The following is a 15325-nucleotide window of genomic DNA, read 5'->3' as shown; positions in this document are numbered from 1 at the left end:
AAATAAAGAAAGGAAATATTATGAAAAAAATATTTAATAAAGTTATATCATTTGTACTTTGTTGTACAATGATTTTTGGTGCTGTATTTACAGTTGGTGGGGTTACTAAAATTCAAGCACAAGAAAATGAAACACAACAATTAAAAAGCATATTTTCTATTGATGCAGGTAGAAAGTATTTTTCTGAAGAACAACTAAAGTCGATAATTGATAAAGCTTATAAAAATGGATATACAGATGTACAGATTTTATTAGGTAATGATGCGTTAAGATTCTTTTTAGCTGATATGACAATGGAAGTAAATGGGATTACATATTCTAGTGATGATGTAAAAGCAGCTTTAACAAAAGGTAATAAACATTATTATGATGATCCTAATGGTAATGCTTTAACAGAAGCTGAAATGGACCGTATTCTTGCTTATGCAAAAGAGAGAGGTTTAAGTGTAGTTCCTGTTATTAATAGTCCAGGACACATGGATTCTATTCTAGTTGCAATGGAAGAGTTAGGATTAGAAGATGTACGTTTTACACATGACAATAAAGTATCTGAGCGTACTGTTAATATTGAAAATGATGTAGCAGTTAAATTTACACATGAATTAGTAAAAAAATATGCTACTTATTTTGGAAACTCTGGAGCATCTGAAATCTTTAACTTTGGTGCAGATGAATATGCAAATGATGTATTTGGAAATCCAGGATGGAGCTATTTACAAGATTTAGGATTATATGATGAATTTATTGCATATGTAAATGAAAATGCAAAAATTATTAAAGACGCTGGAATGGAACCAATGTGTTTCAATGATGGTATCTACTATAATAGTAAAGATAATTTTGGTACTTTTGACAAAGATATTATTATTTCTTATTGGACTGCTGGATGGTGGGGATTCTATGTTGCTAAACCAGAATATTTAGCAGAAAAAGGACATAAAATTCTTAATACTAATGATGCCTGGTATTGGGTATTAGGAAACGTTACAGACGGTGGATATAAATATGAAAATACTACTGTCAATATTGATCAAAAAGAATTTACTGATGTAACTGGAGCAACTAGTAAAATAAATATTATTGGAAGTATGCAATGTGTTTGGTGTGATGATCCAAGCAAAGAGCATGATTTTGATAGAATATTTGCTTTAATGGATCAGTTTTCAACTAAACATGCTGACTATTTAATTCGTCCTGCAGATTATACTAGAGTAGATGAAGTAATTGCTTCAGTTCCAACAAACTTAGAAATCTATACGCAGGAAACAGTAGCAAAATTAAATAATGCTATTAATGCAGTTATTAGAAATAAAAGAGTTACTGAACAAGATATTGTAGATGGATATGCAATAGCTATTGAAAGTGCAATTAAAGAGTTAGTAATTAAATCAGCAGATTATACAAAAGTAGAAGAAGCAATTTCCTCAATTCCAAATGATTTAACTATTTATACTGAAGAAACTGTTAAACTTTTAAATGATGCTAAAGCAGCAGTTGTATATGGTTTAGATATAACTAAACAAAATGAAGTTAATGCTATGGCAAAATCAATTCAAGATGCAGTCGCAGCATTAGTATTAAAAGAAGATAAAAAACCTGAACAAAACGAAAGTAAACCAAATCCAAATACAGGAGATACAATTAATTTAGTACCTATGATGTTATTATTAATAATCTCAGGTGGTTTAGGGGTACAAGTTTTACGTAAAAAAAGAGGTTAATTTAATAAAGAGTTTTAAGTTTAAATATATAAAGGGACTTCACTAATGTGTTGTCCCTTTTATCGTTGACGATTATTTATAACAAGAGCTAATTTACCAATAACCTTAAAACCAATATTTTGTGAGGTAATAATAATTGGTTGATAATTATTATTTGCAGGTAAAAGCATAATAATTGAAGTTTTTGGATCACGTTTAAATATCTTACATGTAGCTTCATTGTTGTCAATATTAAAACATCCAATTTCACCATTATTTATAAGATTAGTATGTTCAAATATTACAAGATCACCATCATTAATATTTTCATCTTTCATGGAATCACCCATAGCATAGTTTGCAAAATATTGTTTGTGGGGTTGCAGCATTTTTTTAGGAATAGATATATAATCTATAATATTATCCTCTGTAAACCATCCATCACCACAACATAGGGGAGGATAGACAGGAATCTTTTCAAATTCATGATCTATTGGTTTAAGTGATTCTTGCCACCCTAAGATATAGGCAGGAGTAGTATGAAGAATTTTAGCAGCTAAAGGAATCTTTGATTGTGGAAGGTCACTTCTTCCAATTTCTATTTTATTAATTGATGAGCGAGAGGAGTATCCTAACTGTTGAGCAAGATCATCCTGAGTCATTTTATGCTGTTCTCTTAGTTTTTTTATTCTATTTCCCATATGTGACATGATTTTCACTTCCTTTTATCATAGTAATAATATTTTAACATTTTGTATCCTTTTTTTCAACAAATCAATGTTTATATCTTAATGTGTTGACAATTTTTCTACAAAATATTAAGATATTTAATGTAGAAGTTGGTTCTGCAATAAAAGGGGGAGGAAAGGTGATTTAATTAGAACAATAATAAGTATAATTAGAGAAGAATAAAGCAGAGATGCTTTATGTTTTTTTAACTATAAGTAGATAAATTGTCTACAAAGAAAGGCGGTAAGGGATGAAGGAAAGTAAATATGAATTAAAGAATTGGAAAAGATGGAAACATACATTAATGTTATTAAATAATACTAAAGAACAAGTAGAAATTAAAAAGACTAGTTTGGTAAACGATGACCATAGTGAAATAATAGAAAAAACAAATAATTTAATAGAAGAATGTAAGCAGTATGATGAAATTATATTTTATTATCAATTTTTTATAGAAAGATTAGAGCATTCAATAAATGATTTACTTAATGAAGAAGAAAAAAATTGTGTTTTAATATACGCAAATGATCCAGATAATTCCTCAAAACGTGAATATAACGCTTTAGAAAAAGGCATTTCAAGAACAACATATTATAAGATACTAAGTAATGCATGTAATAAACTTGACAAGGTATTAGCACCAATTGCGAATAAACATAGCACTAAGGAATTATAAATATTGGGATTTATTTGGGACTAAATTAGTTAATTTAAATGATAAGATATGAGTGTAGTCAGTGATGGCTACTAAAAATAATATGCATATTATCTAAGCCATAGCGCAAGGCGTAAAAAGGCAAGCCGTCAAGTGAGAGCAACTCACATTAATAAAGCGTAGATAAAAGGTAAAATTGAATATGAAAAGAAAAGATTTAAAAAGAGTTAATAATTTAACAAAGAAGCAAATGGAAGATATCATGCTTTTACATCAACTGGATATTATTGAATGGAAAAGGAAAATGAGTGTAAAGGATAGTCAAATAAAAAAATTAAAAGAAGACTTAGGATATTTAAAGAGCGGAATAAATGAGATTAATATCGGAAAACTTGAACAAGAGCTAAAATATTGGAAAAGTAAATATCAAAAAGATATTAAAGAGATTAACTTTAAATATACATTTATAGAAAAAACAAATAATTATAATGTCAAAGATATTAATTTATTAAAAAAATTAATAGATATGAATAAAATATCTTATCAAAATGGAAAGTTATATGGTTTAGATGAACAAATCAAACTAATAAAACAGTTACACCCGTGTTTATTTAATTAAAAAAGTAATATCTAAATTAGGTGTAAAACAAAAGGAGTATTAATATGAGTGTAATTAAAGCAGTAAGGGAGTATTTGTATACATGTCCTTATCTAAGTCAGAAAAATATAAATATTGATTATCTTGGAAATGAAGCAAATGAATATTCTGTTGATAAAATACCATGTGAACCAGTTGTAAAACAGTATGTAGATGGATCATCAATTCAACAATATCAGTTTGCTATAACTTCAATAGAATCATATAGTAATGATTATAGTATTAATCAAAAAAATATTGAATTTTATGAAATGTTTGAAAAATGGATTCAAACGCAAAATACAATTGGTAATTATCCTAATCTTCAAGAAGAAGTTTATGCAATTGAGGTTATTGAAAATAGTAATCAAATTACTAGAGAAACAAATACAGCGAAATACCAAGTAAAGTTAAGAATTTTATATAGGAGGAATTAATCATGGCAGGAGAACAAACATTAGTAACAAGAAATAAAAAAGTTGCTTTTTATAAAGTAGGGGAAAAATTTATTAGAATGACAGGGTTTACAGCTATGTCTAAAAGTGCAAATCCAAAAGAATATGCTCGTCAGTATGTTGATGAAACTGGAGAAATCACAGATGTTACAGGATATAGTCCATCAATTGAATATACCTTTGATCAATATACAAATAATGAGGTACATAAGGATATTATAGAAATTACTGAAGACGAAAAAACAGGAAGTGCTGCTGTACGTGAAATCGTAATTGTTGATATGACATCACCAGTAGGTGAAAATAATAATGAATTTGAAGCAAGAAAACGATTATTTGCAATTATTCCGGGAACTGATGGAGATAATGCAGATACGTATTCTTACACTGGAACTTTAAAATCTAAATCAAGTAGTATTAAAGGTATTGCCACTTTAGATGCTGAAGGAGCATCAGTAACATTTAAATAAAATAAAGGAGGAGCCTATGAGCCAAGTAAAATGGAAATATAATGAAATCGAATTGAATGCAGATTTTGAGGATGTAGACTTTTTAGAGTCTTATAGTAAAGCAATGTATGAGCTAAGCGATAATTGTAAAGATATGCCCAAGGATGGCAGAGATATGGATCGAATAAAAGAGTTATGTACATGTTATCACAGATTTTTTGATAGTGTATTTGGCAAAGGAACATCACAAAAATTATTCAAAAATAAACGTAATCTAAGATTGTATGAAGAAGCTTTTATCAGCTTAGTAAATATGAATAAAAAAGCAAATGAAGAAATGACTTTAAGAAGAATGTCTTTACAACCAAAAAACAGAGCCCAACGTCGTAAATTATCTACAATAAATGATTAATCTATTATATGAGTCTTTACCTAACAGCATCGCTGTTAGGAACAAAGACTTTTTAATCAATACAGATTTTAAATATTGGATTGAGTTGAGCGATGCTTTAAATATCCCTAATTGCAATAAAGAATATTTGGCTAATGTTTTAATGAATATTTTTTATGATGAAATACCTGAAAAATTTGATCATGAAGTTTTTGTAGCAATAAAAGATTTTTTAATTGGGAATGTTGATAATAAAAAAGAACAATTATCAACAAATAATAAATTAAGTAGTAAAAAAAGAATTTATGATTACAAAATAGATAGTGGTTATTTTATTGCCGCTTTTCAACAACATTATCAAATAAATCTTTTAAAAGAAAATATGCACTGGTTTCATTTTTTAGCATTATTTCATGGTTTAGGTGATTGTGAATTAAAACAGAGAATGTATTATCGGGGAATAGATTTATCTAACATAAGTGATAAAAAAGAACGAGCAAGAATCCGTAAAATTCAACATGAATTAAGTCTAGATAAAATTGAGATAAATGATGAAATGATTGCTCAGGTTTTATGGTAAGGAGATAGATAGATGATAAAAATACCACCAATGAGAAAAGACTGGTTTCGTTGCTATCATTGCAATAAAAAGATTTTATTATATGACAATAAAGCCAATTGTGGGGGACTATTTATTAAATGTAAAAAATGTGGTTATGAAAATAAAATAGAAATTAAAAATGGAAAAGTAATTTAATCGAGCCTTTGAGCCATTACATTTTCTTGTTAAAGGAGATGATAATATGGATAAAAAAGATCAAGGCAGTAAGATAGATAAATTAAAGATTGCAATTAAAGTAATTCCCACAGTTGTTAAAGAAGCAAGTGGGGCAATCATGGATATGATTAGCGATATTGCTAGTGCACTAGGTGAAACAATTGGAAATCTTGCTAAAACTTTAGGAAGTACTATTTCAGATATAGCCTCAGGAATAGCAACTGCATCGAGTGGAATTGTGGATGCAACAGGTAAAGTAATTAATTCAGTTAATAGCAATGCTTTAAATATATTGACTAGTAGTAATGAAAAAGCTAATAAAGTCACTAGGGAATCAGCGGATAAACAGTCTAAAAATTGGAGCCAAAGTGTTAAGCAAATTGGAAGTGTAGCTAAGAGTATTGGCAGTGTTATAAAAGGGGTTGGAAGTTCAATCATCAATATGGCTAAAGGTGGTATTGAACAGGTATTAAAAATAGGTAATTCATTTGAGAGTTTTTCAGGAAAGATGAAAACGATTGATCAAGGTGTAAATGCTTTAGGTCAAAGTTTAGTTGCTGGTCTTGAAGCTCCGCTTAATGAAATGGCAGATTTTGGAATTGATGCCGTAGCACAATTGCAAGAGTCGTTTAATAGTGGCGGGACTGATGCAATGTTAGAAACCGGATCAAACTTATTAACCCAAATGATGGAAGGAATAATAGCAGCTTTACCTGGGATTATTGATACTGCAAGTGGGATATTAACAACAGTATGTGAAACGATTAACCAACTAACTCCACAATTATCAGAAGTTGGATTTGGAATAATTAGTCAATTATTATTAGGGATAATGGAAAATTTACCTATGTTGGCAGAAACAGCGTTAACTCTTATTTTGAGTTTAGTTGATGGTTTAGCTGCCCAGCTTCCTGTACTTATACCAGCTGCATTAGATATGGTAATGGCTTTAATTGAGGGATTAATTGTAAATTTACCAGCAATTTTAGAAACTGGAATGAATTTATTAGATGGTTTAATAACCGGTATCTTTAATGCTTTACCAGGTTTAATTGAAAGGGTACCAGAAATAATATCTCAGTTTATTATGGCATTAATTGAAAAAGGACCAGAGTTATTAGAAAGTGGTAAACAGATTTTACAAAATATTATTGATGGAATAAAAAATTTAGTTGGTAGTTTAATTGAAGTTGGATATGAGTTAATGAGCAACTTTATGGCTAAAATTAAAGAAATAGACTGGTATCAGTTAGGTAAAGATGTAATGACGTTTATTTTAAATGGTATTTCTAATTTAATCAATAATATAAAAGAATTAGCTAAAACAATTGTATCAAATATAAAAGATACGATCGTCAATACTAATTGGCTGCAATTAGGAAAAGATATCATTAGTGGAATTATTGATGGATTTAAAAAAGGGATTGGTGGTCTATTAGACATAGCAATGGAAGCTTGTAAAGGGGTAATGGATGCAATAACCGGTTTCTTTGATATTTTTTCGCCATCACATAAGATGCGTGATGAAATTGGTAGATATTTACCAAGTGGTATTGCAGTTGGCTTTGAATTAGCAATGCCCTCAGCAACAAAAGATATGATAAATGTTACTGATTCAGGATTTAAGAAATTAAGACAGTCAGCTAGATCTTCTGCTAGATGGTTTAGTAATGACATATCTTTAGAGTTTAGTAAACAAAATACTGCTAATGAAGATTTAATTGATTATGATAAGCTGGCAACTAGTATGGCAAAAATTAAAATGGATGTATATATGGATAAAACAGCAGTTGGTAAAATCGTTACCCCAACTGTAGATATTGAATTAGGTAGAGAAACTAGCCGAAGGGGGAGACATGGGGCATGATAGATTTGATTTTATATCAAGATGAGAAAAAAAGTTATTCATTAAGAGATGATTTTAAAATGAGAATTCTTAGTTATCATATTGGTGCGCCTGAAGTAATAACTAATATTGTTGCAATTCCATATTCAAATAATTATGTAGATTTAACTGAGGTGTATGGTAAGCCAACATACCAGCAAAGAGTAATTAGTATTAATGTTGATAGTGTTGAAAAAACAGAATTATGGCATAAATATATTGAAGAATTATTTAATTTATTTCATGGTCAAAAAGTTAAAGCGGTTATAACTAGTGATAGTGAATATTATTATGAAGGCAGAGTATCAATAGAGGTGGATAATCGAGATAATAATTTAGTTAATCAGATAACAATTAATATTCTTGCTGAACCTTTTAAAAAACATTATTTAAATGATGAGGACAAAAAGTTATGATAGTTAAATTGTTAAGTGATGATTATATTATTCATGATACTTCAGATTATGATTATCGTTGTGTTAAGCTTAATTTAAAACAAAAAATTAATACATCAAATACATTAATTTTTACTATATTACCCAATCATCCTAATTATAATAAAATTAATAAACTCGTTTCAATAATAAGACTTATTGAGATAAATCAGGATGGTCAAGAATTAATGTTTAAGGGGCGTGTAATTGAAAGTACTGATACTATTGATGGCATTAGGACTTTTATTTGTGAAGGAGTATTAGGATACTTAAATGATACTATTCAGCTATTAAAGACAGGAGAAAATATTAGTGTTAATGAATATTTAAAAGTGTGTTTGGATAAGCATAATCAGATGGTTGAAAAAGAAAAAAATATATATGTTGGAGATGTATTTGATAATGGAATTTGTATCTCTAATATGGATAAAAAAAGAACAACTACAATGAGTAGTATTCAAGATATATTAATTGATCAATGTGGAGGTTATATATCAATAAGAGAAGAAGATAATAAAAATTATCTTGATTATAACTACTACTATAATCATTTAAATTCGCAAGAAATAAAGTTTAAGAAAAATATTCTAGACTTAGAACAATACATAACATCTGTAGATCTAATAACAGCTCTGATTCCGTTAGGTGAAAAGGATCCAAAAACAGATTTACCAATAACAATAGAAAAAGTAAATGATGGTAAAGAGTATATCTATGATGAAGATGCCATATTAAAATATGGCTGGATCTATGGGGTTAGAGAATATCCTAAAATCAGTGATCCTGATGATTTGTTGGAAAGGGCAAAACAGGATTTATCCCAGCTTACTAAAATGTCTTTATCATTAACAATTACAGCTATTGACTTATCATTAGTTGAAGTTGATATTGAAAAGATTAGATTAGGGGATAATTTAAAGTGTGTCTCAAAAGAACATAAAATAGATGATTATTTTTTATGTGTAGTTTTAGAAAAAGATTATCTTGATCCCTCTAATTCAAAAATAACTTTAGATAAAACTATTGCAACAAGTTCAGATTTAGCAATTACGACTAATCGAGATATATCAAAAGTAAATAATAATCTCAATTTGAATACACAGTTATTTCAAGAACTGGTACAAGACAAAGTAGATTTAATAAATGGTACTAATGGTGGTTATGTATATACTAAAACTGATAGCTTTGGTAAACCAAGAGCTACTTATTATATGGATAGTGATGATATTAATTCGGCTCAAAATATTTTAAGAATTGATGCTAGTGGAATAGCCTTTAGTAATAGTGGTAAGGAAGGACCGTTTAATATTGCCTGGGGAATAAATAAAGAATTAGATGCTTCATATATAAAAAAAGGATGTTTAAAAGATATAATGATTGAATGTAATGATGGATTTATTGGTGGCTGGAAGATAACTGATAGAGGATTACAAAGTACAAGTGATTATCAGGTTAATGATAATCCTAAAGAAGGAAAACTATCTTTTAATATGAATAGTAATTCGACTAGTATTTTAGATTGGAAAGTAATTTTACCAGATGGAAATAGTTATAAGAACGGTCATCTAAAACCAGATGAACTAATGGTAAATAAAATTGATATTAATAATGTTTATTTAAATCAGGAAGAAAAAATAAATCAAGATATTAAATTATTTAATGAAAATGCTTTAAATGAAATAATTAATACAAATATTTATACTTATCAACAAGATAATGATAATCAGATTAGTTTTTTAACAGGCAATAATTATCAAATATCAGATAAGCTACTTAGTAGCGATAAAAAAAAGATTAATATTATTAATGCTTTAGCAATTGTCTATAAAGCAATTCAGGAGTTAAATGAAAAAATAGAAGGAGGAAATAATTAAATGATTGTATCAACAATTACCCAAATAGGGTATGATTTATCATGTGATATTACTGATATTCCAGCACAGTTTAGTGGAGATATTGAATTCAGATTTATAAAAGATGGTAAATATGAAAATTATGTTGTGGTACCACACTATAAGTATTTAAATAATCGTTTTTTAGAAAATAATAGGGATTCTAAAACATATCAATTAATGATAAATAATGATATTTTTAAATTACCACCCCAAGCTTTTGAGTTAGATGGTTATCTAGCAATAGCTTTTTCACTTTCAAATGGAAGTGAAACAATACAGACTAATCCTATTATCTATAAAGTAAAAGCTACTGCTGGTAAGGGTAATATTTTACCTGAAGAAAATACTTGGCAGGATCTGGTAATTAAAGTGGCCGATGATTATATTGATTTAAATGTAAAAGATGTAGTTAGCGAATTACTTAGCACATCTAATCATCATCAAAACGAAGTGAATAAATTAATTGAAAGAGCGATAACCCAACAAAATGAAATTACTTCAGCAGTAGCAGATTCAATAAGTGCTACAAGTAACACAAGAAATGCTACTATATTAGCTACCCAGGGAGCTAAAAATGCTCAAGATGCATCCAATGATGCAAAAGTTGCAACAACTAATGCCAATCAGGCTACTCAAAGAGCAAATGATGCAGCTAATAGTGTCGTGATTATTAGAAATGGAACTACAACTCCAGCATCTTCTTTAGGTAAAAATGGTGACTTTTATGTTAATACAGCTAATGGAGATTTTTATCTAAAAAGTAATACAGCTTGGAATAAAAAATTTAATATGATTGCTTTAGATCAAATAACAGAATTAAAAAATGCTTTTAATTCTGTAACAGCTCTAACAAAACAATTATTTTTATTAATGCATCCTATCGGTTGTATATATATGAGTACATCTTCTGTATCACCTCAAACAACTTTTGGTGGTACATGGATTAGATGGGGTAATGGTAGAGTTCCAGTTGGTGTAGATTCTAGTGATAATGATTTTAGTTATGTAGAAAAAACAGGCGGCTCAAAAAGTGTTGAATTAAGAGCATTAATTGGAGCAATAGGTGGAGATACAAATAAAATAGGATATCAAGCTTCCAATCCAGTTCCAGGTCATGGAGAGTATAATTTGAACTTACATGCAACTACTACTTCCTCATTTGCTGTAAATCATAGTACAGTAGTATTGGAAGCAAATGGTGGAACTCCATCAAAGGTACAACCTTATATTACTTGTTATATGTGGAAAAGAACGGCTTAATAAAATAATATTATGAAAAATATAAATTTAAGAGTCAGATTAAAGAATCCTGTTTTTCTAGTACAAATGATATTAGCTGTCTTAACGCCAATTTTAGCATATGCTGGATTAAGAGCAGAAGATATAACTACTTGGGGTACTCTAATCAATTTATTAATTGATGCTTTTAAAAATCCCTATGTATTAAGTTTGGTATTTGTTAGTGTGTTTAATGCAATTAATGACCCAACAACCCCTGGATTGAAAGATAGAAGATTATATGAAAATTGCAATTAACTGTGGTCATACACTAAAAGGGCCGGGAAGTGGTGCTGTAGGAATCATAGAAGAAAGCATTGAAACACGCAAAGTAGGAGAAAAGTTAATAAGACTATTAGAAAATAGTGGACATAAAGTAATTAACTGTACAGTTGATAAAGCTAATACTCAAGTAGAATATTTAAAGAAAAGTGTTGAACTTGCTAATAGAGAGGATGTGGATTATTTTATATCAGTTCATTTTAATGCAGGTGGTGGAAAGGGCATTGAAGTATATACATATAAGGGTAAGAAATTACAACCAGCTTTAAATATATGTAAAAATATTCAATTATTAGATTTTAATAATCGTGGAGTTAAAGATGGAAGTAATTTATACGTGATCAAGAAAACTAAAGCTAAAAGTATCTTAGTTGAAGTTTGTTTTGTTGATAGTGAGGATGCTAATAGATATCTAATGCTAGGTTCTGATAAATTTGCAGAAGCAATTTATCGAGGAATTTGTAATGAAAATCCAAGTGGTAAATATGATGATTGGATTGCTAGATTACAAGAGGAATTAAATAGACAATATTCAAGTAACCTAATAGTTAATGGTATAAATTCTATTAATATTTTAATAGCTTGTCCAATGGTAAAATTAAATGCATGTGGTAATATAACTAAACTAATTCAAGAGAGGTTAAATAGTGTTGGTTTTAATATTGTAGAAGATGGAATCTTTGGGACTAAAACTAAAAATGCAGTAAAGGTATTTCAAAAAAATCGTGATTTAAAACAAGATGGTATAGTTGGAAAAAATACATGGAAATATTTATTAAGTGGTGAAAAATATTAAGAAAGTGATGATTGGAATATTCCAATCATTACTTTTTTGTGAATATAAACAAATTTAGTAAGTTATTTTTGTTTTAGAATTGAAATACAATTCTAAGTATATAAAGTATTTTGATGAAATAAGAGCTAAATTTAGTTCGAGTGCTATGCAATTCAAGTTATCTAAGATATACTTAAATAAAAGGTACTTAGGTGAAGAAATATGAGTAAAATAATTGTTAAGTTATATAATAGAATAAATAATCGGGTTTTAGATTATCGTTATAAAGTAAATAAAAATGCAGGAATATGTTTTGCATATTACTTAATTATGTCAATTATTCCAATTTGTTCTTTATGTGCTTTTTTAGCATCAATATTTAACGTTGATTTAACATCACTAGAAGAGTTATTAAAAAGATATTTAACACCTGAGTTTTCTAGTATTATAATTGTATCTTTAAAATCTAGTCATATTAGTATTTCTTCGATAATAGCAATAATTACTTCTTTATTTGTTGTAAGTAGGGGAATAAATCAATTATATGGGATATCAAAAAACCTTTTTCCTTCAACTCACCAAAGAAACTTTATTATTGAACAAATAATTATGTTATTTAAAACATTGGCTGTGTTTGTACTGTTGTTACTAATTATTTCATTATTAACTATCGTTCCAGTAATTAATGTTTTCATGAATTTAAGTAACATATTTATTTTTGATGAAATATATTTATTTTTAATTATGTTTATTATTTTATTTTTACTTTATAAAATAATACCTGATGTTAAGGTTCATGTAGTAGATATTGTAAAAGGAGCGGCATTTGCAAGTTTGTTGATGTTGATATTATTATCAGGATTAGAACTATATTTTAGTATAGCTGATTATACAACTGTTTATGGTCCATTAGCATCGTTTGTAGTAATTATGATTTCTTTTACTTTAGTTGCAGAAGTTATATATATTGGGATGTATGTAATGTTTGAAGGACATATGAAACGATTGATAAATAAGATGAATAATTATTAAAAAAATATTAATACAGAATAATTTTAAAAAGGAAATAAAATGAAATCAAAAATTAAGTATTGATAGCTAGATGTCGCAGCTAAAGTGATAATAAAACAGAGAGCTGATTTAGAATAAAAGATATATGTCTTTTAATGAAATATAGAAGTTGATGAAAAAGCTCATTTGAATTATTATGGATCAAAATGATCAAAACTAAATAAATCTATTTTGTATGTTTAAATATATTTTTTATTTAAAAAATATATTTATCTGATCATATAAAGAAAAGTTAAGATTGAAATAATAAAAGAAATGAAGTAAACAAGATATATCTTATCTAGAAATAAAGGACTTTCTCTATTTTTTGAGAAAATCCTTTATTATTTAAAATAAGTTTATAATATATTTAATTTTTTATGTTTTAGATTAGTTGTCATTTTTGTTTAAAAATATAATATCTACTTTACTCAGTTAAATGTGAAAGATCAAAATCTTTTACTTTTTTATATAAATCCATAAATTCTGAATCTATCTCAATAAATTTATCATTATATGTTTTATATGATCCAGTAGGATCAATAGCCAAATTAGTAAAACTTATATAACTATCATACATCTTTTCAAGTGTTTCATATTCACTTTTTAATTCTTCTGGATAATTTTTCATTTTTTTAAATTTAACTTTTACGTCATCAACATTAGTATTTATTTCTTTAATTTTAATAATAGTATCTGAATCAATACTTAAATTAAATAATGCATCATTAAAATCAGATACAAATATACCATTAGTTTGAGTAAATTTATCAGTTTCATCATCTGCTTTTTCCCAAATAGAGTTATACCATACTTTGGTTGTTAAGTTGCAAAGGGCTTCAGAACTTGCAGCACCTTTTAACATTAAGTCACTTAAATCATCAATATCATCTATATATGTATTGTATGATTCAACATATTCTTGGCGTTCTTTCTTATCCGTATATGATTTAATACCAAAGATACTAACAATAATTACAACCAGTGCAATAACTGATATTATAATAATTGTTTTTTTAGTTGGTTTCTTTTTTTGTTTTTCAGTATTTTTTAATTCTGTTAAGTCCTCCGTTTCAGTTATTTTTTCTTGAGATGAATCAGTTGTCTTTTCTGATAAATCTGTTTTGATTGGGGCTCCACATTTTGGACAAAAAGACGCATCATCGCTTAATTCTTTACCACATGATGGGCAAGTAATTGTTGCCATAGTTATCGCTCCTTTCTATAGTTTTGACATTATTATATCATAAGTATCACATTTTGTGGTTTTAGATGTTTGTTTTTGTAAAAAAATAAAAACAAAATCAGTATTGAATCTAAAAAATACTAATTAAAATAAAAAGAATCACTTATATTAATTCGTGATTCTAAAATTAATATTAGATTATATTAATGATAAGAGCAATTGAAATGCTTGCAATAATATCACTTATATAATGAACTCCTGAAAGTAATCTTGCTATGGTTATAAAAATAGTAAGTGTAAATAATAATAATCCCATATTTGGACCATACCTTAAAACTGCTAGGGCAATTGATAATGAAGTTGCAACATGAATACTAGGAAAAGAGTGTCCAGTTTTTTTACTTCCATCAATAGGAAGTAAATTATATTTTTCTGATGGACGCTGGCGGTTTATTATGATTCTTAGAATCAATGTAATTGAAATAACTCCAATTGGTTCAGCAGCTAAAATAAATAAATTATTAGGTCTGTCTAAATAAATCTTTAGTAAAAATAACATATAAAATATTGCAACCATATAAGGACAAAATCTTGATAAAAAGTGAGTGCATGATTTAATAAATGGATGAGTCCACATGAATTTATTTATACTAGTGTAAAACTTTTTCATTTTTTGCCTCCATCATAAAGATATATAAATATTATACTATATTTATAATTTTAAACAATTAATAATAATGTTTAAA

Annotated in this window: 18 protein-coding genes; 15 read left to right on the top strand and 3 right to left on the bottom strand. The window is 27.6% G+C overall.

The window, feature by feature from the left end; translation table 11 throughout:
- Window positions 1-20 precede the first annotated feature (20 nt).
- Entirely contained in the window at window positions 21-1721 is a 1701-nt protein-coding gene (locus ACLR9T_RS02260) for a family 20 glycosylhydrolase (RefSeq protein WP_413107910.1), read from the top strand.
- 59 nt (window positions 1722-1780) lie between these two features.
- Here the strand turns inward: ACLR9T_RS02260 and ACLR9T_RS02255 are convergent, their stop codons facing one another.
- Window positions 1781-2410, bottom strand: coding sequence for a LexA family protein (locus tag ACLR9T_RS02255; protein ID WP_413107909.1), 630 nt, complete (start codon window positions 2408-2410; stop codon window positions 1781-1783).
- A gap of 269 nt (window positions 2411-2679) precedes the next feature.
- On the opposite strand from ACLR9T_RS02255, the gene ACLR9T_RS02250 reads away from it, so the two are divergent.
- The 14 genes from ACLR9T_RS02250 to ACLR9T_RS02185 all read left to right on the top strand — a co-directional run bounded on the left by ACLR9T_RS02250 (window position 2680) and on the right by ACLR9T_RS02185 (window position 13375).
- The gene (locus ACLR9T_RS02250; protein WP_413107908.1) at window positions 2680-3105 is read left to right on the top strand and encodes a hypothetical protein; all 426 of its coding nucleotides are present in this window, start codon (window positions 2680-2682) and stop codon (window positions 3103-3105) included.
- 181 nt (window positions 3106-3286) lie between these two features.
- Entirely contained in the window at window positions 3287-3703 is a 417-nt protein-coding gene (locus tag ACLR9T_RS02245; RefSeq protein WP_413107907.1) for a phage scaffolding protein, read from the top strand.
- A gap of 44 nt (window positions 3704-3747) precedes the next feature.
- Window positions 3748-4158: a hypothetical protein gene (locus ACLR9T_RS02240; RefSeq protein WP_413107906.1), complete on the top strand. Its 411-nt coding sequence runs from the start codon at window positions 3748-3750 to the stop codon at window positions 4156-4158.
- Between the two features lie 2 nt (window positions 4159-4160).
- The gene (locus tag ACLR9T_RS02235) at window positions 4161-4646 is read left to right on the top strand and encodes a hypothetical protein (RefSeq protein WP_413107905.1); all 486 of its coding nucleotides are present in this window, start codon (window positions 4161-4163) and stop codon (window positions 4644-4646) included.
- Between the two features lie 16 nt (window positions 4647-4662).
- Window positions 4663-5037 (top strand): DUF6673 family protein, encoded by a 375-nt coding sequence (locus ACLR9T_RS02230; protein WP_413107904.1) that lies wholly within the window; start codon window positions 4663-4665, stop codon window positions 5035-5037.
- The gene (locus tag ACLR9T_RS02225) at window positions 5030-5596 is read left to right on the top strand and encodes a Gp15 family bacteriophage protein (protein WP_413107903.1); all 567 of its coding nucleotides are present in this window, start codon (window positions 5030-5032) and stop codon (window positions 5594-5596) included. Before ACLR9T_RS02230 ends, ACLR9T_RS02225 begins: the two co-directional genes overlap by 8 nt.
- Window positions 5597-5608: 12 nt before the next feature.
- Window positions 5609-5773, top strand: a complete 165-nt coding sequence (locus ACLR9T_RS02220; protein WP_413107902.1) for a hypothetical protein — start codon at window positions 5609-5611, stop codon at window positions 5771-5773.
- A gap of 46 nt (window positions 5774-5819) precedes the next feature.
- Complete coding sequence (locus ACLR9T_RS02215) at window positions 5820-7661, top strand: hypothetical protein (protein WP_413107901.1); 1842 nt, start codon at window positions 5820-5822, stop codon at window positions 7659-7661.
- Entirely contained in the window at window positions 7658-8095 is a 438-nt protein-coding gene (locus ACLR9T_RS02210; protein WP_413107900.1) for a hypothetical protein, read from the top strand. Before ACLR9T_RS02215 ends, ACLR9T_RS02210 begins: the two co-directional genes overlap by 4 nt.
- Entirely contained in the window at window positions 8092-9987 is a 1896-nt protein-coding gene (locus ACLR9T_RS02205) for a phage tail protein (RefSeq protein ID WP_413107899.1), read from the top strand. The genes ACLR9T_RS02210 and ACLR9T_RS02205 overlap by 4 nt, the downstream gene beginning before the upstream one ends.
- Window positions 9988-11268, top strand: coding sequence for a phage baseplate protein (locus ACLR9T_RS02200; RefSeq protein ID WP_413107898.1), 1281 nt, complete (start codon window positions 9988-9990; stop codon window positions 11266-11268).
- Window positions 11269-11280: 12 nt separating this feature from the next.
- On the top strand, window positions 11281-11544 hold the full coding sequence (locus tag ACLR9T_RS02195) for a phage holin (protein WP_413107897.1): 264 nt from the start codon (window positions 11281-11283) through the stop codon (window positions 11542-11544).
- The gene (locus ACLR9T_RS02190) at window positions 11528-12364 is read left to right on the top strand and encodes an N-acetylmuramoyl-L-alanine amidase (RefSeq protein ID WP_413107896.1); all 837 of its coding nucleotides are present in this window, start codon (window positions 11528-11530) and stop codon (window positions 12362-12364) included. The genes ACLR9T_RS02195 and ACLR9T_RS02190 overlap by 17 nt, the downstream gene beginning before the upstream one ends.
- 201 nt (window positions 12365-12565) lie before the next feature.
- Window positions 12566-13375 carry a YhjD/YihY/BrkB family envelope integrity protein gene (locus ACLR9T_RS02185; protein ID WP_413107895.1) on the top strand — a complete coding sequence of 270 codons (810 nt, stop codon included), beginning with the start codon at window positions 12566-12568 and terminating at the stop codon, window positions 13373-13375.
- A gap of 445 nt (window positions 13376-13820) precedes the next feature.
- Here ACLR9T_RS02185 and ACLR9T_RS02180 read toward each other — a convergent pair whose 3' ends face one another.
- Window positions 13821-14600: a zinc-ribbon domain-containing protein gene (locus ACLR9T_RS02180; protein WP_413107894.1), complete on the bottom strand. Its 780-nt coding sequence runs from the start codon at window positions 14598-14600 to the stop codon at window positions 13821-13823.
- Between the two features lie 172 nt (window positions 14601-14772).
- Window positions 14773-15249, bottom strand: a complete 477-nt coding sequence (locus ACLR9T_RS02175; RefSeq protein ID WP_413107893.1) for a phosphatase PAP2 family protein — start codon at window positions 15247-15249, stop codon at window positions 14773-14775.
- Window positions 15250-15325 lie beyond the last annotated feature (76 nt).

It is taken from the genome of Thomasclavelia sp. (assembly GCF_047249845.1).
Lineage (GTDB): Bacteria > Bacillota_I > Bacilli_A > Erysipelotrichales > Coprobacillaceae > Thomasclavelia.
Note: the sequence above shows the minus strand (reverse complement) of the source record. Positions and strands in the feature narration are given on the sequence as shown.